The 19,976-nt window shown below is 30.1% G+C and carries 16 protein-coding genes, 1 tRNA gene, 1 rRNA gene and 1 other RNA gene; 11 read left to right on the top strand and 8 right to left on the bottom strand.

Annotated elements, in window-relative coordinates; translation table 11 throughout:
- Positions 1 to 46: 46 nt before the first annotated feature.
- Positions 47 to 119: transfer RNA gene (locus GN161_RS02155), tRNA-Glu, on the top strand.
- Positions 120 to 453: 334 nt separating this feature from the next.
- Positions 454 to 3,444: ribosomal RNA gene (locus GN161_RS02160) — 23S ribosomal RNA — on the top strand.
- Between the two features lie 87 nt (positions 3,445 to 3,531).
- On the opposite strand, the gene pssA is transcribed toward GN161_RS02160, so the two are convergent.
- From pssA to smpB, 4 genes are all read right to left on the bottom strand, one after another.
- Complete coding sequence (pssA, locus tag GN161_RS02165) at positions 3,532 to 4,908, bottom strand: CDP-diacylglycerol--serine O-phosphatidyltransferase (protein WP_159715116.1); 1,377 nt, start codon at positions 4,906 to 4,908, stop codon at positions 3,532 to 3,534.
- 502 nt (positions 4,909 to 5,410) lie between these two features.
- A complete protein-coding gene (locus GN161_RS02170) occupies positions 5,411 to 5,740 on the bottom strand; it encodes a DMT family transporter (RefSeq protein WP_159715118.1) in 330 nt (109 codons plus the stop codon).
- A 303-nt stretch (positions 5,741 to 6,043) separates the two neighbouring features.
- Positions 6,044 to 6,441, bottom strand: a transfer-messenger RNA (tmRNA) gene (gene ssrA, locus GN161_RS02175).
- Between the two features lie 58 nt (positions 6,442 to 6,499).
- Positions 6,500 to 6,964: an SsrA-binding protein SmpB gene (gene smpB / locus GN161_RS02180; protein ID WP_159715130.1), complete on the bottom strand. Its 465-nt coding sequence runs from the start codon at positions 6,962 to 6,964 to the stop codon at positions 6,500 to 6,502.
- Between the two features lie 160 nt (positions 6,965 to 7,124).
- Here smpB and GN161_RS02185 point away from each other — a divergent pair, with 160 nt between their 5' ends.
- Positions 7,125 to 7,559: a type II toxin-antitoxin system RatA family toxin gene (locus GN161_RS02185; protein ID WP_159715132.1), complete on the top strand. Its 435-nt coding sequence runs from the start codon at positions 7,125 to 7,127 to the stop codon at positions 7,557 to 7,559.
- A 158-nt stretch (positions 7,560 to 7,717) separates the two neighbouring features.
- On the opposite strand, the gene GN161_RS02190 is transcribed toward GN161_RS02185, so the two are convergent.
- Together GN161_RS02190 and nadK are read right to left on the bottom strand one after the other, a co-directional pair.
- On the bottom strand, positions 7,718 to 8,056 hold the full coding sequence (locus tag GN161_RS02190) for an outer membrane protein assembly factor BamE (RefSeq protein ID WP_159715134.1): 339 nt from the start codon (positions 8,054 to 8,056) through the stop codon (positions 7,718 to 7,720).
- Between the two features lie 114 nt (positions 8,057 to 8,170).
- Entirely contained in the window at positions 8,171 to 9,061 is an 891-nt protein-coding gene (gene nadK, locus GN161_RS02195; protein ID WP_159715136.1) for an NAD(+) kinase, read from the bottom strand.
- A gap of 129 nt (positions 9,062 to 9,190) precedes the next feature.
- On the opposite strand from nadK, the gene grpE reads away from it, so the two are divergent.
- Positions 9,191 to 9,790 (top strand): nucleotide exchange factor GrpE, encoded by a 600-nt coding sequence (gene grpE / locus GN161_RS02200; protein ID WP_159715138.1) that lies wholly within the window; start codon positions 9,191 to 9,193, stop codon positions 9,788 to 9,790.
- 400 nt (positions 9,791 to 10,190) lie between these two features.
- Here grpE and ung read toward each other — a convergent pair whose 3' ends face one another.
- A complete protein-coding gene (gene ung / locus GN161_RS02205) occupies positions 10,191 to 10,871 on the bottom strand; it encodes a uracil-DNA glycosylase (RefSeq protein WP_159715140.1) in 681 nt (226 codons plus the stop codon).
- A gap of 420 nt (positions 10,872 to 11,291) precedes the next feature.
- Between ung and lepA the strand changes: the two genes are divergently transcribed.
- From lepA to glyA, 7 genes are all read left to right on the top strand, one after another.
- Positions 11,292 to 13,100: a translation elongation factor 4 gene (gene lepA, locus GN161_RS02210; protein ID WP_159715142.1), complete on the top strand. Its 1,809-nt coding sequence runs from the start codon at positions 11,292 to 11,294 to the stop codon at positions 13,098 to 13,100.
- A gap of 14 nt (positions 13,101 to 13,114) precedes the next feature.
- Complete coding sequence (gene lepB / locus GN161_RS02215; protein ID WP_159715144.1) at positions 13,115 to 14,110, top strand: signal peptidase I; 996 nt, start codon at positions 13,115 to 13,117, stop codon at positions 14,108 to 14,110.
- Between the two features lie 142 nt (positions 14,111 to 14,252).
- On the top strand, positions 14,253 to 14,933 hold the full coding sequence (gene rnc, locus GN161_RS02220) for a ribonuclease III (protein WP_420021881.1): 681 nt from the start codon (positions 14,253 to 14,255) through the stop codon (positions 14,931 to 14,933).
- A 650-nt stretch (positions 14,934 to 15,583) separates the two neighbouring features.
- Positions 15,584 to 16,318: a pyridoxine 5'-phosphate synthase gene (gene pdxJ, locus GN161_RS02225; protein ID WP_159715146.1), complete on the top strand. Its 735-nt coding sequence runs from the start codon at positions 15,584 to 15,586 to the stop codon at positions 16,316 to 16,318.
- Positions 16,318 to 16,698, top strand: a complete 381-nt coding sequence (gene acpS, locus GN161_RS02230; protein WP_236840130.1) for a holo-ACP synthase — start codon at positions 16,318 to 16,320, stop codon at positions 16,696 to 16,698. Before pdxJ ends, acpS begins: the two co-directional genes overlap by 1 nt.
- Before the next feature lie 167 nt (positions 16,699 to 16,865).
- Positions 16,866 to 17,327, top strand: a complete 462-nt coding sequence (gene tadA, locus GN161_RS02235; RefSeq protein ID WP_159715150.1) for a tRNA adenosine(34) deaminase TadA — start codon at positions 16,866 to 16,868, stop codon at positions 17,325 to 17,327.
- Positions 17,328 to 17,664: 337 nt separating this feature from the next.
- Complete coding sequence (gene glyA / locus GN161_RS02240; RefSeq protein WP_159715152.1) at positions 17,665 to 18,930, top strand: serine hydroxymethyltransferase; 1,266 nt, start codon at positions 17,665 to 17,667, stop codon at positions 18,928 to 18,930.
- Between the two features lie 97 nt (positions 18,931 to 19,027).
- Here glyA and GN161_RS02245 read toward each other — a convergent pair whose 3' ends face one another.
- A complete protein-coding gene (locus tag GN161_RS02245) occupies positions 19,028 to 19,816 on the bottom strand; it encodes an inositol monophosphatase family protein (protein WP_159715154.1) in 789 nt (262 codons plus the stop codon).
- Positions 19,817 to 19,976 lie beyond the last annotated feature (160 nt).

A 19,976-nucleotide genomic window follows, 5' to 3' on the forward strand; every position in this document is an offset into this window, starting at 1 on the left:
TATTTATAAATACCAAGTTTTAATTTTTTTGTTACTAGAGAGCTTGGTCCCCTTCGTCTAGAGGTCTAGGACACTGCCCTTTCACGGCGGCAACAGGGGTTCGAAGCCCCTAGGGGACATTATGAGTGTAGGGTTTTATAGTGGTAATTTATTATTATATTTATAAATGAAAATTTGGTATTTTTGTTCTTTAACAATCAGGAAAAAACTTAAAATCATATTTTAGTAGTGTTGGTATAAACGTTATACTATATGTATTTATTTATAAGTATAAGTTTTATAATTTTATATCTCTAAAAAATATGATTTGATAACGGTTTTATTTATATATGTGTAAAGTGATCAATATAAATGTAAATTATGTTATTATGAAATATAATAAAGATTAGTGTTGTTATGTTTTAAATATGTATAATTTATATAATAAAAAATTAGAAATCTGAGGATTGCGAAGTTAAGTAATTTAAGCGTACACGGTGGATGCCTTGGCAGTCAAAGGCGATGAAGGACGTGCTGATCTGCGAAAAGTATCGGTGAGCTGATGTGAAGCGTTTTAACCGGTAATTTCCGAATGGGGAAACCTAATGCAATTTAAATTGTGCATTATCATTCAGTAAATTCATAGCTGAATGAAGCAAACCAGAGGAACTGAAACATCTTAGTACTCTGAGGAATAAAAATCAATTTGAGATTCCCTTAGTAGTGGCGAGCGAACAGGGATCAGCCCAGAATTATGTAATATTTCTAATATATTAGGAGAATAATTTGGAAAAATTAGCAGTATAGAGTGATAGCCTCGTATCTGAAAATATATTAGTTATAATGATTCAAAGAGTAGGGCGAGACACGTGATATCTTGTCTGAAGATGGGGGGACCATCCTCCAAGGCTAAATACTCTTGACTGACCGATAGTGAACCAGTACCGTGAGGGAAAGGCGAAAAGAACCCCGGTGAGGGGAGTGAAATAGAACCTGAAACCGTGTACGTACAAGCAGTAGGAGCGTAAATTATTGTTTATTGCGTGACTGCGTACCTTTTGTATAATGGGTCAGCGACTTATATTCTGTAGCAAGGTTAACTCTGAATAAGGGAGCCGTAGGGAAACCGAGTCTTAACTGGGCGTTAAGTTGCAGGATATAGACCCGAAACCCGGTGATCTAACCATGAACAGGTTGAAGGTTAGGTAACACTAACTGGAGGACCGAACCGACTAATGTTGAAAAATTAGCGGATGATTTGTGGTTAGGGGTGAAAGGCCAATCAAACCGGGAGATAGCTGGTTCTCCCCGAAAGCTATTTAGGTAGCGCCTCGTAAATTCATCTTTGGGGGTAGAGCACTGTTTCGACTAAGGGTCCATCCCAGACTACCAAATCGATGCAAACTACGAATACCAAAGAATGTTATTACGGGAGACACACGGCGGGTGCTAACATTCGTCGTGGAGAGGGAAACAACCCAGATCGCCAGCTAAGGTCCCTAAGTCATGATTAAGTGGGAAACGATGTGAGAAGGCTTAGACAGCCAGGATGTTGGCTTAGAAGCAGCCATCATTTAAAGAAAGCGTAATAGCTCACTGGTCGAGTCGGCTTGCGCGGAAGATGTAACGGGGCTAAATCATGCACCGAAGCTGCGGCAATAAATATTTTATGATTAGATATTTTTTTGAGTTTATAAAAATTTTAAGCATAAAAATTTATTGGGTAGGGGAGCGTTCTGTAAGCCTGAGAAGGTGTGTTGTAAAGCATGCTGGAGGTATCAGAAGTGCGAATGCTGACATAAGTAACGATAAAGCAGGTGAAAAACCTGCTCGCCGAAAAACTAAGGGTTCCTGTCCAACGTTAATCGGGGCAGGGTAAGTCGACCCCTAAGGTGAGGCCAATAGGCGTAGCTGATGGAAAACAGGTTAATATTCCTGTACTAGATGTAATTGCGATGGGGTAACGAAGAAAGCTAGGTTCGCCGAGGATCGGTAGTCTCGGTTTAAGCGTGTAAGCGGAAAGATCTGGGAAAACCATTCTTTCTTACGCCGAGGCGTAATGACTAGCCATATTCATGGCAAAGGAATTGATGCTATGCTTCCAGGAAAAACCTCTAAGCTTCAGATTATATCTAATCGTACCATAAACCGACACAGGTGGTTAGGTAGAGAATACTCAGGCGCTTGAGAGAACTCGGGTGAAGGAACTAGGCAAAATAGTGCCGTAACTTCGGGAGAAGGCACGCTGGCATGTAAGTGAAAGAACAACTAAATGTTGCTTTTGGAGCTGAAACCAGTCGAAGATACCAGCTGGCTGCAACTGTTTATTAAAAACACAGCACTGTGCAAACACGAAAGTGGACGTATACGGTGTGACGCCTGCCCGGTGCCGGAAGGTTAATTGAGAGGGTTATCTTGTTTTGAAAAAAGAAAAGCTCTTGATCGAAGCCTCGGTAAACGGCGGCCGTAACTATAACGGTCCTAAGGTAGCGAAATTCCTTGTCGGGTAAGTTCCGACCTGCACGAATGGCGTAATGATGGCCAGACTGTCTCCACCCGAGACTCAGTGAAATTGAATTCGCCGTGAAGATGCGGCGTACCCGCGGCAAGACGGAAAGACCCCGTGAACCTTTACTATAGCTTGATACTGAATATTAAATCTTGATGTGTAGGATAGGTGGGAGGCGACGAAGTAAAAGCGCTAGCTTTTATAGAGCCATCCTTGAAATACCACCCTTTAATATTTGATGTTCTAACTTAGATCCGTTATCCGGATTAAGGACAGTGTCTGGTAGGTAGTTTGACTGGGGCGGTCTCCTCCCAAAGAGTAACGGAGGAGCACAAAGGTTAGCTAATCACGGTTGGACATCGTGAGGTTAGTGCAAAGGCATAAGCTAGCTTAACTGCGAGAATGACAATTCGAGCAGATGCGAAAGCAGGTCTTAGTGATCCGGTGGTTCTGTATGGAAAGGCCATCGCTCAACGGATAAAAGGTACTCCGGGGATAACAGGCTAATACCGCCCAAGAGTTCATATCGACGGCGGTGTTTGGCACCTCGATGTCGGCTCATCACATCCTGGGGCTGCAGTAGGTCCCAAGGGTATGGCTGTTCGCCATTTAAAGTGGTACGCGAGCTGGGTTTAGAACGTCGTGAGACAGTTCGGTCCCTATCTGCCGTGGGCGTTGGAAGATTGAGAGGGGCTGCTCCTAGTACGAGAGGACCGGAGTGGACGCACCACTGGTGTTCGGGTTGTCATGCCAATGGCATTGCCCGGTAGCTATGTGCGGAAAAGATAACCGCTGAAAGCATCTAAGCGGGAAGCTTGCCTCAAGATGAGTCTTCCCTGAGGATTAATAAAGTCCTCCTGAAGGGACGTTAAAGACGATGACGTTGATAGGTCGGGTGTGTAAGCGTTGTGAGGCGTTAAGCTAACCGATACTAATGACCCGTGAGAACTTAACTTCGCAATACCTGAGATTTTTAAATAGTGGAATTATATATATGAATTTTTTAGAAATATAAAGATAAGAAATACATATCTTTTTGTTTATTATAAAATACGAATAATTAACCGATCAAATCTAATTTTATGCATTCTGTAAAGTAATTGTCTTACCCTTGTGGGGTAATCAGATATTTGTTGCAATGATGCGTAATGTGTAATGATGTTTGTATGTGTACGAATATTATTTAATTCTTTGTTCTTTTGCTGAAGCAATGCTTTGCATGGATCATGTATAAGTAAGGCATTTTCTAGATCGAATCTTATAGCTCTAAGATTTAAATTATTTCCTGTAAGTAACTGCCACTCATCATCTATCCAAATACCTTTAACGTGATATCCATTATTGCCTTCTCTCCACATACGTACGGTTAATTGTTTATTATCAATGTATTTTTGCAACTTTTTTAAAAAATAACGTAAATTTAATTCATATAAATATGGCAAAGAACTCATTAATGTAAATGGCTGATGTGCAGGAACATAAAAATCATTAGCAATTTTGTCTCCTACAATAATTTCCATTTTTATGCCTTGATTCAACAGACAAATGAAGGTACGAATCAACGCATTAGAAATATTAAAATAAGGTGTACACAATATAATTTTATTTTTTGTTGAACAAATCAAATGGTAAATTGTTTGATTGAGTGTGCTATTTTTACCCAAACCAACTAATGGAGCAATTGCTAATTCGTTAAATTCGGCATTGCCATGATAACAATAACAAATCTTTCGTAAATTACGACGTAGTAAACGAATTCTGTTCCTATTTTTGCTTAATTTCTTTAAAGAATGTTCATATCCTAAATTATTAGTTGCTTTTGAAGATAATAGAGCTTCATCAATATAATTTAACATACTATCAGATAATTGTTGATTGCGTATTACATGATATCGATCATATCGATATTTAGTGTTTATATGTAAATACTCATCACTTAAATTGGCTCCGCTATATAATATTTTATCATCAATAATACACCCCTTTAAATGTAGTACTCCTAATATTTCATTTATATTAATTGGTATTCCATATATTGCTATTTCAGTATTGGGATATTTTTTAACGATATCTGCGTACCAATCCATATTTGTGTATTCTTTAGATGAACCAATGCGATTTCTCTGTGCACGATGCCAATCTACTAAAATTTTAATTTTAATTTGTGGACGAAGTTTTTTGACTTGCAGTAAAGCATCAATGATTTTTTTTCCTCCTTGATCTCCGTCTAAATAAAGTGTTACTAAACAGATATGATTATATGCTTTGGAAATAGAGTATAGTAATTCATCGCTAAATTCCTTAGGACTATATAAAATTTTAAAATGATCTATTTTTTGAATAATTTTAGGTAATTCCATAAGAAATTTTTGATGACTATCGTATGTATCCGATTTATTATATTTTTTACTTCTTATCATAATAAATAAAATATTTTATCTGAATTTTAATAATATATATTTAAATATACTGGCAATTTCAATATAAAATTAATGTTCTAATGAACAAAATAAGTATTATATCTAGAGAGAAAAGAATAAACATCGGAGATTTTAAATTTTTTTGAAATAATTTTGATTTTTTTATTAAATTCTCACTGATTATATATTCAATACTGTATCATATGATACGCACATGATCTATGTGAAATTTATAGATAATAATTTTCAGTAGTAAAATGTTTACAAATGAATGAATTATGGAATAATGAAGATTACAATAGGTAGTAATGAGATCATATTTTTTTGTATTGTATTTATAATAAATGTTTTTATTTGTAGAGTACAAAAGTAAGTTATTTATAAATAACACTTGGTATTATCATTCATGTATGAAACACAATATCTCTAATTTAGATTTTTATATATCTTTACAAATATATAAATTATAAAAATTATTTTTTAAACCTAAAAATTTATATAATTAGTGTTCTATTGTTTTAGAAAATACATTGATTAATATAACACCGATAATAATTAAAGCGATACCAATAATAGCTAAATGGTCTAATTTTTGATCATAAAATATATATCCTGCTACGGTAATAAAAATAATACCAAGCCCAGCCCAACAAGAATATGCAATACCCATTGGTATTGTTTGTAATACTAAAGATAATAATATAAAAGAAAGAGTATAACCAATTACTACTACAATAGCAGGATATAGTTTGCTAAATCCTTCAGATGCTTTTAAGGAAGCAGTAGCAATAACTTCTGAAAGAATAGCAATAAATAAATATAAATAGTCCATATAATTTCATTCTTTATTCTCAAAAACTTAATTACATATTATAGATGTATTTGTATTTAATGATAACAATAAGAAAATAAACATTATTTTATTAGATTGATGTTTGAGCGGAACAGTAAGAAAATAATTGCATATGTGTTAAATAATAAATTATAAAAAATATACAAACAAACCAGAATATAAACTTTATTCATTATCAATTTTATTTTTATTCACTTTATATATTTGTGATTAAACATACAAAACAATAAGTATCTTTTAGCATTCAATTTAATTGCTATATTAATTACAGGTCTAAAATTGCGGTGGAGCTGGCGGGATTCGAACCCGCGTCCAAAATTCTTTTTATTTGCAGTTACCTACATGTTTAGGTCTTATACTGTATTTTGTTAACTTAGATATACTAAGACCAATCACTAAGTCAACTAGCTTCTTTATACATTTAACGCATGGCTAGAAGCAAGTCATGCGTGCGCTCTTATTTGTATGACCTCTCTTATTTATTTGTTTTAATGTTTAAGAGTGAACATTAAAACTAGAGAGGGAATCTTCAGGGTATTAATCTGATCACGCTGCTAAATCAGCAGATTCATTGTATGTACTATTTGCAGTTATTTTTTTGAGGTTGTTTTACGAGGCCTACCTCACCTCGACATGCACTGTAAATAATAAGGTATTCTGTCGAATCCAAAATCAGCCCCATTTTCGTATTAAATATAAGGTATCTTATCATCACAATACTGTATATGCAAGTATTATTTATTTTCTATGTTTTAAGATATGTATTTTTTCTTTTTTCCATTTTTTCATATGTATTATATTTCTTTTATCATGTTTTTTTTTCCCTTTAACAACCCCAATATTTGCTTTAATCCAAGAATTTTTCCAATGTAAATCCAAAATAATTACAGTGTATCCTTGTTGGTTAATTTTTTCTGTTAAAAATAATAGTTCGTGTTTTTTTAATAATAATTTACGTATACGAATTGAATGCTGTGTCTCGTTATAGAATTGAGTGATATTTGGTTGAAATATAGAATTATAAATATACGCTTCTTGATTACAAAATGATATGTAACTGTTATCAATAGTTACTGTATTAGAGCGTGCAGATTTTACCTCCCATCCTAATAATGCAATCCCAGATTCAAGTTGTTTTTCAATGAAATATTCATGGTATACACGTTTATTTTGTGTAATTTTTTTTAAAATTAATTGATTCATAATAAATTTTTAAGAAAATTTTTTATTTTTATCGTTTAAAAATAAATATATCGTTAAGTATTATATATTATCTATTTTATGGTACAATCAAATGTCATGTTCTGTATAGTTAATTACTAATATAAACATAAGATTAAAAAATCTGTAAGAATTGGTTTATATGTCGCAAATCGAATATTTTGTTTCAGTTCCATATAGTGTTGAACAGATGTTTCATTTAGTGAATGATATTGATTCTTATGCTCAATTTCTTCCTGGATGCAATTCGATAAAAATTTTCAGACAAAATAATAATGAATTAATTGCTGAAATGAGTATAGTTACAAACGGAATTGTTAGTTCATTAGTGACTCATAATTTTATTATAAATAATAAAAGTATTAAAATTTTTTTAATAACAGGGCCGTTCAAATCATTTTATGGGTGTTGGAAATTTATTCCTATTACTTCTTCTATTAGTAGAATTGAATATACTTCTGATTATGAGTTTAAATCAATATTTATTGAAAAGATTTTTAATCTTTCTTTTAAAAAAAAATACCAAACAATAATCCAATCGTTCGTTGCAAGAGCTTACGCAGTATACGGTACATGATATAGATAATTGTATAAAAACTGGTAAGTATTATTATTACTTTTAATAATATAAAGGATATGCACGTACATAATGTATGTTTTATATTTATGTTCGATAGAACATGATTCTGAAAATTATATTAGTTATGAATAATTTTGTAATTTAAGAGTTAATTATTATTTTTTGTTGATAGTTGTTAAAATATCATGAGCATCAAATTTTAGTTCTAAAATTTGATGCTCTATTATTTTTTTACCGCTACGATGGTAAAAAATATAATACCATATATTTGGCTCTAATAATCCTTGTAATGTTGGCGCTCCAATACTGAAAGAAATATCTAATTTTGTCATGCCAATATGAATTTTTTTAACATCTTGTTCATTTAGATAATTACCTTGTTTGATATTAAAAGATTGGGGTGCATATTGCAATACAGCACAACTCACGTTAAAAACCATCGTTATTGCAATAACGATGGTTTTTAACGTGTTGTATAAAACTTTAAAATACATAATTCCTACTTAATTTTCTTGCTGTTTATAGTATAAAATAATATTTATATAATTATTATTTAATCATATCTGTTGATTTTTTATAATTAATAATAATATTATTTTGTTATTACATCATTTTTTTTTAGAAATGCTTTTCGACCAACCAAGTTTAATATTCAGTGTTTTGAAATAGTTATAGTTATTAGGATGAATTAAATCAAGATAATAGTTGCTACGTTGAATAAAAATTTCTTCTTCTTTATGCACAAAAATAGGAGTTTGATTATCATATCCTATTTTAAATTCAGATGTTGTTTTAGAAAATTTTAAACAGATTATACTTTTACTGTTAATCACAATTGGGCGGGATGACAAAGTATGAGGACATATCGGCACTAATACCATAGCATCTATTGCCGGGCTAAGAATAGGTCCTCCAGCGGATAAAGCATATGCAGTTGATCCAGTCGGAGTAGAGATAATCAATCCGTCAGATCTTTGGGAAAAAATAAAATTATCATCAATATATAACTCAAATTCAATCATACGTCTAATTGTGTTTGTATGTAAAATAACTTCGTTAATAGCACTACCTATTTTATTAATGTTATTATAACTTTGTACTGTCACATCTAATAAAAAACGTTTTTCATTAATAAAATGACCTGATAAAACGTCAGATAATTCTATCAATGCTGAATTAGGATCTAAGTCAGTAAGAAAACCAAGAGTGCCACGATTAATACCAATAACTTTAATATTATATCTTGCTAGAATATTTGCAGCTCTTAACATGTTTCCATCTCCACCTATAACTATAGCTAGATCTGCGTAATTACCTATATCATTTAAATCACCTACAATTGTTGTTTGTGCGTTTAATAATTTAGCAACATGATGTTCAATTATTACTGTAACCCCTTTATCGCATAACCAATGATATAAAATATTATATGTATGTATAGCTTTCGGATAACGAGAGTATCCTATAATGCCAATAGTATTAAAAATGGAAGAAATCATGTTGTTATTGAATCCTTTCTGTTTTTGTTATAACTTTATGCGTCATAAATGATGTCTTGAATACTTGTTGTTCATCCTTATAATAACTGAATTATAAAACATATAATCAAGAAACGAAGGAGAAAATTTATGATAGACAATAATATGAAAAATAATGTTGATGAGCATATTTCAAAAGATGAAAAAAACAAAAACGAAGAATTATTAGAATCTGTTTCCACAACAGATAACATTACTGATCCAAAAAATAATCAAATTATTAATTTAAAAATAAAATTAGCTCAACTTCAAGAACATGAACGTAATACTGTATTGCGTCTTACAGCGGAAATAGAAAATATTCGTCGACGTAATGCTCAAGAAATAGAAAAAATACATAAATTTGGATTAGAACGATTTATTTTTGAATTATTACCAGTTATTGATAATTTGGAACGTACGCTGCTGAATATTTCAGATAATTCTAATGCTTTATTTACTACTGTAATAGAGGGTATTACACTGACATTAAAATCATTTTTAGATACTGTAGGTAAATTTGGATTGCAATCCATACATGAAATTTATGTTCCATTTAATCCTGAGATACATCAGGCAATATCCATGGTAGAATCTGAAGATCAACAACCAAATCAGGTATTAACAATTATTCAAAAAGGATATATTCTTAACGGTAGATTAATTCGACCTGCTATGGTGACTGTATCACAAATTAAATGTTCAACATAAAATAAATACTATATATAATTGATATAAAATTCTGATATGAATATATTTTTTACTGTATGTATTTCATGTGTTTATGTTACACGTAAAGTCGTCTGGTAAGTTATGATTGAAACTTAAATGAAACGTGGTAGGGTGTCATGATATTGTTATAAAAATAGAATAAATATAATTTATTAATTAATTAAAATTATTTTGCTAATTAATTATTAAAGTATAAATTATCTTTTAATATATATATTATAAATTATTAGTTTATAATATATATATTACAATACATAAATATTGTGTTAAAAATATAAAATATAAAAGAATGTAAATATATAACAATAGAGTAAGTTATTATTATTCTAATACATAAGAGTAATACTTGTATGAAAAATTTTAGTTTTTGTTGATTTTTTTAGTCACCTATTTTAGGTTGCCAGTTGATAGTTTGTTTGTTTTGTTGTAATAAAAACATATTAGCTTTAGAAAAATGACGACATCCTAAAAATCCATGTTGAGCTGACATAGGGGACGGGTGTGATGTGCTTAAAATATGATGTTTTTTTCGATTAATGATGTTTCCTTTTTTCTGAGCATATCTTCCCCATAACATAAATATAATCTTTTCTTTATAAAGATTTAATGTATGTATTGTTTTATCTGTAAAAAGTTCCCATCCAATATTAGCGTGAGAACAACTTTTCCCTGCTTCGACAGTTAAAATACTATTAAGTAATAATACTCCTTCCTGCGCCCAACTTTTTAAAAAACCATGATTTGGTGTTGTAAAGTTAGGTATATCAGATCTGAGTTCTTTATATATATTTCGTAAGGTAGGAGGCAATGAAACGCCGGGTAATACAGAAAAAGCAAGTCCGTGTGCTTGACCTGGTCCGTGATAAGGATCTTGCCCGATAATAACAACTTTAACGGATTTAAAACTAGTAAAACGAAACACATTGAAAATATCTTTTTTTTGTGGATAAACTATGATTCCCTTTTTTTTGCGTTCCTCCACAATAAATAATATATTCTTAAAATATGATAGTTTTTTTTCCTTTGATAAAAAATACTGCCAAGTTAATTCTTTTATCATTGTATATTTCCATATGTATAATGTGTTACGCATTCATCATCGTGTAAATAGATCTTTGTTAATTATTATTTTTAATTTTATTGACTACTGAAATTTATGAGATCAAGTGAATATCAGTGATTATGTTAATATTTTTTGGTTTTAGTATAAGTGTTATTTGAACATATAACAATGTATCTACACTAAAAAAAATATATATATATATATGAGTTATTCACTGTTTATGTAATTAAGCTCTAATTGTTTAATATGACGAATATTCTATGTCTTATTGTATATATTGTGAGTAATGTTTACAAATCGGTCCTAAGTTTAATAATACAATCTATTTTTCTATCTATTCATAGCATCTTATTATACACTAATTGATTACAATTTATACTAATTAAATTTATTTTTTGTATTCAATTAATATTAGTTATGATTAAATACATACGTAATTTTTCTATTATTGCGCATATTGATCATGGGAAATCAACATTATCTGATCGATTTATTCAAATTTGTGGTGGATTAGATGTGCGTGAAATGACATCTCAAGTATTAGACTCTATGGAATTGGAACGAGAACGTGGTATTACTATAAAATCTCAAAATGTAACGCTCAATTACATGTCTAAAAATGGTCACTCATACCAATTAAATCTTATTGATACTCCTGGACATGTTGATTTTGCTTATGAGGTGTCTCGATCTTTAGCGGCATGTGAAGGTGCTTTGTTAGTAGTAGATGCTACTCAGGGGGTTGAAGCACAAACTATGGCTAATTATCAAATTGCTACAGAAATGAATCTAAAGGTTATTGTGGCATTAAATAAAATTGATTTATCAACAGCAGATCCTGACCGAGTATCTCAAGAAATCAAAAACATCGTTGGTATTGATGCGGATGATGCAATACAATGCTCGGCTAAAACTGGTTATGGTATTCCAGAATTATTAGAATGTTTGATTCATAATATTCCTCATCCTCAAGGAAATTTATCCGCTCCTTTGCAAGCATTAATTATTGATTCTTGGTTTAATAAATATTTAGGTGTCGTATCATTAATATGTATTAAAAATGGAAAATTATATAAAGGTGATGTATTGCAATCTATGAATACAGGTCAAAAATATATTGTTGATCAAATAGGCATATTCACTCCAAAACAAGTAAAACGTGACATGTTAGCTTGCGGGGAAGTAGGATGGTTAGTTTGTGCTAACAAAAATATTATACGAAAAACTTCTGTGGGAGATACATTGACTTTGTCAACTTGTCCTGCAAATAGCGTCTGTCATGGATTTAAAAAACTTCAGCCTTATGTGTATGCAGGATTATTTCCTATCGGTTCTAAAAATCAAAAAATTTTTCATGATGCTATGTATAAGCTTAGTTTAAACGATGCTTCTTTATTTTATGAACCAGAAAGATCAGAGTTTTTAGGGTTGGGTTTTCGCTGCGGATTTCTTGGATTATTGCATATGGAAATTATACAAGAAAGGTTAAGACGTGAATATTCGCTGGATTTAATTGTTACGGCTCCAGTGGTGGTGTACGAAATATTAACCATTGATAACCAAACAATATATGTAGATAGTCCATCAAAATTGCTTTCTTTAACGAAAATTAAAGAAATACGCGAACCTATTGTTTTATGTAATATATTATTTCCAAAAAAATGTCTTGGAGAAATTATTTCTTTATGTATTGAAAAAAGAGGTACTCAAATTTCTATGGTGTACCATAATACCCAAGTTTTGCTAACTTACGAATTACCTATGTCTGAAATAATGTTAGATTTTTTTGATCGAATAAAATCGGCATCTCATGGATATGCTTCATTTGAATATAAGTTTAGTCGTTTTCAAGTGTCAAATATAGTCTGTATAGAAGTATTAATTAATAAAAAACGTATTGATGCATTAGCAGTAATTGCACATCAAGAAAGATCTATATATCTTGGTCATGTATTGGTGAATAAATTACAGAAATTAATTCCTAGGCAACAATTCGATATTGTGATTCAAGCGATTGTCGGTAAACAAATAATATCACGTAATATTGTAAAGCAATTGCGAAAAAATGTTTTAGCCAAATGTCACGGAGGCGATATAACCCGAAAGAAAAAATTATTATATAAACAAAAAGAAGGAAAAAAACGCATGAAAGAAATAGGTAATATTAATTTACCGCATACTGTTTTTTTAGCAATATTTGATGTTAATAACAACAAAAATAACTAAAGGATTGTATTTATATGATGAGCACATTTTCTTTGATCTTAGCAATTATTACGGGAGTATCAGGTATTTTCTGGGGTGTAAAAAAACTACGTATAATAATGTGTAATCATTATAGACATAAAAAAATATTCTTTCAAAAATCAAATAATATTTATCAACAACCAAATAATACTTATTCATTAATAATTTCATATTTTTCAGAAATTTCTGAATTTATTTCCTCAATTTTTCCTGTATTATTGTTAGTATTTATAATACGATCATTTGTTTTTGAACCATTCCGAATACCATCTGGATCTATGATGCCAACTTTATTAATAGGAGATTTTATTTTGGTAAAGAAATTCATATATGGTATTAAAAATCCTATTACTCAAACAACATTAATTAATGTTGGTCATCCAAAACGTGGGGATATAATAGTTTTTAAGTATCCTAAAAACCCAGCGTTAAATTATATTAAACGAGTTATTGGAGAACCAGGAGATAAAGTAATCTACAATATTATCACTAAACAGTTAACAATATATCCTAACAGTGGCAACGGGACTACATATATACAACAGTTACCTATTGCCTATGATAATATTATTCCTAGTAATTTTGTGCAAGTATTTAATAGCGATACAAATGGAAAGGTCGAGTCTACTTTTCTTCAAATAAGACCGAATCAAACATGTTCTCATGGCATTCGATTAATTCGAACTACGGAATCATTGAATGGTGTGGCACATAATATATTAACGATGATACCACCGGGTGATCAAAACTTAATAAAAATGTACGATCAACATACAAAAAATTTAGTATCTGAATGGGTGGTGCCTACAGATGAGTATTTTGTAATGGGAGATAATAGGGATAACAGCTCAGATAGTCGTTACTGGGGATTTGTTCCTGAACGCAATATAATAGGAAAAGCAACAATAATTTGGATGAATATAAAAAAACAAAAAGACACAACTTGGCCAATAGCCATACAACTCGATAGAATTGGTAATATAGAATAAAATATTTATGTTTGATGTTTATAAATAAAAAATTTATTTTTTATTATATTGTTTTAATAAATTTTGTTTTTAAATTTATTTTTAATAAAAGGTAATTCTATTGTATGCATTATAATGTATAATGTATGACACGATCAATATCATGTTTGTTGAAACACTTCAGAAAAAACTTGGTTACATTTTTATTCGGTGTGATTTATTATTACAGGCACTTACTCATAAAAGTTCTAGTGCGCAACATAATGAAAGACTAGAATTTTTGGGAGACGCTATATTAAATTATGTGATTACTAATATTTTATATCATAAGTTTCCTTGTATTACCGAAGGAGGAATGAGTAGAATGCGTGCAAGTTTAGTGCGTGAAAATACTTTGGCGACATTGGCTCGAGAATTTGATTTAGGAAATTATTTAAAATTAGGACAAGGGGAATTAAAAAGCGGTGGGTATCGACGCGAATCTATTTTAGCTAATACAATAGAAGCGTTAATAGGTGGTATTTTTTTAGATAGTGATATTCAAACTGTTGAAATGTTAATTATTAATTGGTACAGAATTCGTTTAAATCAAATAGATCCTTATGATAAACAAAAAGATCCAAAAACTCGTTTACAAGAATATATGCAACATCGTCGTTTGCCGCTACCTGTATACTGGGTTAATCAAATAGTTGGAGAGGCACATAATCAAAAATTCAGCATAAATTGTCAAGTCAGTGAATTAATACAGCCAATTATTGGACGCGGTTCTAGTCGACGTAGAGCTGAACAAAATGCAGCGGAAAAAGTTTTAAAAATATTAGAATATAACGATAGTAGATGATTTGATAAGATTATTATTTATTATAATTTTGATATGTATATATTTAGATATACAAGAATAATTTAAAGCTAATGCAATGGATTAATTGAACAGAGAAATATGTGGTTGTTAAATAAAATCGTACTTATTTTTTTAAAGTACGATTTTATAAGTATTAATATCCAATTGATGAGATAAATTACTAATTACTTATATTCTTTAAAAAATTATGTAAATTATATGTAACATGATTGTACATTTTTACTTTAGTGTTGTAAATATTAGTTGTATTGTGTTATTGTTCTTAACAATATGATTTTTGTGTTATTTAACAAATAATAATAATTGCTAAAATTTATGATTAATATTTCTAAAATAGTAGGTGTAATTTATATTACAATGTTTATTGTAAATTAAATTTATATGGCTGTAGTAATGTTTTTATGCAGTTACATTATAAATCTTGAGAAATGCATTCAACCATTAAGAATTATGTAAAAAATTTATAGTTTTTAACAAAAATAACATTTTTATATATTATGTTAATATTTTAATAGATAACATCGCAATGTAATATGTTTTGATTTTTTAGAAATAAAAGAAAGATATGCTTAAATATATATACTATATATTTAGTAAGTAATAAATACTACATTTACGAGTATATTATAATGTCTAATTTATTGTTAGGTGTAAATATCGATCATGTTGCAACACTACGTAATGCAAGAAATACAGTATATCCTGATCCTGTATATGCCGCATTTATTGCAGAACAATCGGGAGCAGATAGTATTACTGTGCATTTAAGAGAAGATCGTCGTCATATTACAGATCGTGACGTTAAGATGTTACGTGGTACTATACAAACAGCTATGAATTTGGAAATAGCACCAACAGAGGAGATGGTTAATGTGGCATGTATTTTAAAACCACATTATTGTTGTTTAGTACCTGAAAGACGTCAAGAACTTACAACAGAGGGTGGTTTAGATGTAACTGAGAAAACAAATAAATTGCAAAATATGATATTTAAGCTTACTGAGGTTGGAATTAGGGTTTCATTGTTTATTGATCCTAATGAACAACAAGTTGATGCTGCATACAACATCGGTGCGTCTTATATAGAAATACATACTGGTATGTATTCTAATGCTATAGATCCTACGACTCAAGATTTAGAATATAAACGTATTAAAAAAAGTGTGCAATATGCTGTAGATAGTGGTTTAAAAGTTAATGCTGGACACGGCCTTAATTATCATAATGTACAATCTATTGCGATACTACCAGGAATACAAGAATTAAATATAGGACATGCTATAATGAGTCGATCAATGTTTTGTGGATTATCTAAAGCCATTCAGGAGATGAAGAGATTAATACAAGACTCAAGAAGGGGTTAATAGTGATTCATGGAATTGGTATAGATATTGTTGATATTAAGAAAATAAAAAAAATAATAACACATAGCGGAGATAAACTAGCCAACCGAGTGCTAAGTGAATCAGAATGGAAAATATATAAATATAAAAAAAATTCTGTACATTTTTTAGCAAAACGTTTTGCCGCAAAAGAGGCAGTATCTAAAGCATTTGGTACTGGAATGGGTCAAGGAGTAGCATTTAGGCAAATTGAAGTTTTTAATGATAAACTAGGAAAACCGATATTGCATTTGTTCTCGTATGCAGCGTTATTAGCTAATGAATTATCATTAAAGAAAATGCATATTACTTTATCTGATACCAGATCATATGCGTGTGCGCTTGTTGTATTGGAACGATAAATCAAATAGGACGTACATAATATGGATAAACATTAATTGATTACATAATTATAAATGATTCTGGTATTGTACTGTGACACAAAATGAATATCTAAATATAAACTCGAAAAGATTATTTATCCCATTTGTATTGTTATATTTATTAGGTGTGAGACAGAGAAAATTGTATGTATGACATAGAAAATATAGATGTAATATGGATGCGTTATGCTATTACATTAGCTAAATATGCTGAAATTATTGGAGAAATATCAGTAGGAGCTATTTTAGTTCGAGATGGAAAAATTATAAGTTGTGGGTGGAATTCTTCTATTATACATCATGATCCAAGTGCTCATGCAGAAATTATAGCGTTGCGTATGGGAGGAGGGGTTTTAGGTAATTACCGATTATTAGGTACTACTCTATATGTTACTTTAGAGCCATGTATGATGTGTATTGGAGCAATCATTCATGCTCGTATTTATCGATTAGTTTGTGGAGCAAAAAATAAAAAAACTAGAAGAAGATCATGGCTAAAAAATACACTCTATCATCCCATGAATAATCATTATGTGTCTTTGACCACCGGAGTATTAGAGCGAGAATGTACTTATCAATTGAATAAATTCTTTGAGCGTCAACGTTAAGCTTTTATCTTATTATAAAATATTAATAATATTGATTGTGTAGTTGAATCGTATATTTATATATAATTTTTTGTGTTATGTATTGGTATATAATGTTTAATTTTTTTTAATAGAAATTATTTTCATATAATAAGATATTATTATATGATCATATTTTTAAATATTTTTAAGCATATAAAAATACACAATAATTTTAAGATTATTTTATGAAAAAGAGGGGTTATTAATTGCATTTGTTTGTTTAAAATTTTTAAAAATATTGTTTTATTGTAATTGAAATAATTTTATGTTTTATACATATAATGTATTTTGATTGATTAAAAATAGGCGGTTATATATGTCCATATATACAAATTATGATGTTGAATTATGGGAAATAATAAAAAAAGAAATCGTCAGACAAGAAGAACATATTGAGTTGATAGCATCTGAAAATTATGTTAGCCCTCAGGTTATGAATGCACAAGGTTCGCAACTTACGAATAAATATGCTGAAGGCTATCCAAAGAAACGTTACTATGGAGGATGTGAAAATATTGATCTAATCGAAGAATTAGGTATTAAACGAGCTAAAAAACTATTTTCTGCAGATTATGCAAATGTACAACCGCATTCTGGATCTCAAGCTAATTTTTCTGTTTATAATGCTTTATTGCACCCTGGAGATATGATTTTAGGTATGCATCTAAATCATGGAGGACATTTGACGCATGGTTCGCCAGTAAATTTTTCAGGAAAATTGTATAAGTCTATATTTTACGGTGTTGACGAAACTGGTTACATTGATTATGAAAAATTATATTATTTAGCCTCAAAACATAAACCGAGGATGATTGTAGGAGGATTTTCCGCATATTCTGGTGTTGTAAATTGGTCTAAAATGCGTCAAATTGCTGATGCAGTTCAAGCATATTTATTTATTGATATGGCTCATGTCGCGGGATTAGTTGCAGCAGGTATATATCCAAATCCATTACCACATGCACATGTAGTAACTGCCACCACTCATAAGACATTAGCAGGACCCAGAGGTGGTTTAATTTTAGCTAGCGGGGGTAATTCTGAATTGTATAAAAAACTAGATGCTTCAGTTTTTCCCGGTTCTCAAGGAGGGCCTTTAATGCATGTTATTGCAGCTAAAGCAATTGCTTTAAAAGAAGCTATGGATCCATCTTTTAAGTTATATCAGAAAAAAGTTGTGCAAAATGCTAAGATAATGGTGAAGGAATTTTTATTACGAGAATTTAAGGTAATCTCTGGTACAACTTGTAATCATCTTTTTTTATTAGATTTAAGCAATAAAAATATCACCGGAAGAGATGCGAGTATAGCTTTAGAACGAGCTAATATCATTGTTAATAAAAATAACATACCAAATGATTTTAGAAATCCTTATATTACATCTGGTATACGTATTGGAACATCAGCCATAACTAGACGTAATTTTAATGAAAATGATGCGCAAAAGTTGTCCCATTGGATCTGTGATATATTGAATCATATCGATAACAATGAAATTATTTTGTCTACAAAAATCAAAGTCTTGCGTATATGCGCACAGTATCCGATATATAATCAATATTATGAAAAATCAGTTACATAATATCACTATAAGTAGAGTACATAATGTTTATTATGTAAAACTTGTGTTTTTTGAAATAAAGAAAATTCATTGATCTGATTGAGGTATTTTATTGAGTTCATTGTATAATTGGTAGAATAGTCCTAATTATTTTCATGTTACCTGCAATTATATTTCCAGATAATAGATAGTTATTGGTTCCGGTAAAATCAATAATTAAACCTCCTGATTCACGAATGATTAAGGTACCGATAATTAAATCATTATTGTAGTTAATATTGCTCAAAAAAATAGCAACACATCCATCTACCCGTCCAACCGCAACGTAGGCTAAATCTAAAACAGTTGCTCCAGTATAACGAAAATATATACATTGGTTGCTGAATTTCTTAAGTAGATCAGCAATCATATGTTGTTTTTCACGAGAACAAGATATAGCAATAATAGCTTTGTATAAATTCTTAGTGGTACTTACACGAATCCGATAACCATTAAGATAAGCTCCTTTTCCACGACATGCGCTAAATAAATCATTATGGATAGGATCATATATTACTTCTATTTCGATATGTCCTTTAAAGAAAACAGCAATAGATAATGCAAAGAAAGGAAATTGTTTAATAAAATTAATATCATTATCTATAGATCCAATTAACCAACAAATACTTTTTTTATGTTGTAGATCGTTAACTTTGTGTTTATTCCATGTAGTAAGAATAGTATGTAAGGGGTAAAATTTTCGAATGATTGTTGTAATAATATAATATGTTTCTTCATTTATTTTGGCAATAAAATCGTTAGCATGACTGGATTGTATACAGTTTTTATTAAAAAATTCATATTGTTTCACGATAAAGCTTCCTGCCTTTCTTATAGCTTGAATAGCGATATTAAGCAAGGGGTGCATACATTATTCATCCGGTAATTTATTATAAATTAGAATAAAATATAACATATATAAAAATTGACTATTCATTATAAAATTATATTTTTTACAGTAACATAGACATAGCATCTATGTGTTTATTATATAATGTATACGTCTAAATAATGATCACTAAAGATCT

The organism is Blochmannia endosymbiont of Camponotus nipponensis (assembly GCF_009827135.1).
GTDB lineage: Bacteria > Pseudomonadota > Gammaproteobacteria > Enterobacterales > Enterobacteriaceae > Blochmanniella.

Coding starts and splice junctions, on each gene's coding strand:
- pssA (WP_159715116.1), bottom strand. CDS start 4,908: ATGATAAGAAGTAAAAAATATAATAAATCGGATACATACGATAGTCAT.
- GN161_RS02170 (WP_159715118.1), bottom strand. CDS start 5,740: ATGGACTATTTATATTTATTTATTGCTATTCTTTCAGAAGTTATTGCT.
- smpB (WP_159715130.1), bottom strand. CDS start 6,964: ATGAATCAATTAATTTTAAAAAAAATTACACAAAATAAACGTGTATAC.
- GN161_RS02185 (WP_159715132.1), top strand. CDS start 7,125: ATGTCGCAAATCGAATATTTTGTTTCAGTTCCATATAGTGTTGAACAG.
- GN161_RS02190 (WP_159715134.1), bottom strand. CDS start 8,056: ATGTATTTTAAAGTTTTATACAACACGTTAAAAACCATCGTTATTGCA.
- nadK (WP_159715136.1), bottom strand. CDS start 9,061: ATGATTTCTTCCATTTTTAATACTATTGGCATTATAGGATACTCTCGT.
- grpE (WP_159715138.1), top strand. CDS start 9,191: ATGATAGACAATAATATGAAAAATAATGTTGATGAGCATATTTCAAAA.
- ung (WP_159715140.1), bottom strand. CDS start 10,871: ATGATAAAAGAATTAACTTGGCAGTATTTTTTATCAAAGGAAAAAAAA.
- lepA (WP_159715142.1), top strand. CDS start 11,292: ATGATTAAATACATACGTAATTTTTCTATTATTGCGCATATTGATCAT.
- lepB (WP_159715144.1), top strand. CDS start 13,115: ATGATGAGCACATTTTCTTTGATCTTAGCAATTATTACGGGAGTATCA.
- rnc (WP_420021881.1), top strand. CDS start 14,253: ATGTTTGTTGAAACACTTCAGAAAAAACTTGGTTACATTTTTATTCGG.
- pdxJ (WP_159715146.1), top strand. CDS start 15,584: ATGTCTAATTTATTGTTAGGTGTAAATATCGATCATGTTGCAACACTA.
- tadA (WP_159715150.1), top strand. CDS start 16,866: ATGTATGACATAGAAAATATAGATGTAATATGGATGCGTTATGCTATT.
- glyA (WP_159715152.1), top strand. CDS start 17,665: ATGTCCATATATACAAATTATGATGTTGAATTATGGGAAATAATAAAA.
- GN161_RS02245 (WP_159715154.1), bottom strand. CDS start 19,816: ATGCACCCCTTGCTTAATATCGCTATTCAAGCTATAAGAAAGGCAGGA.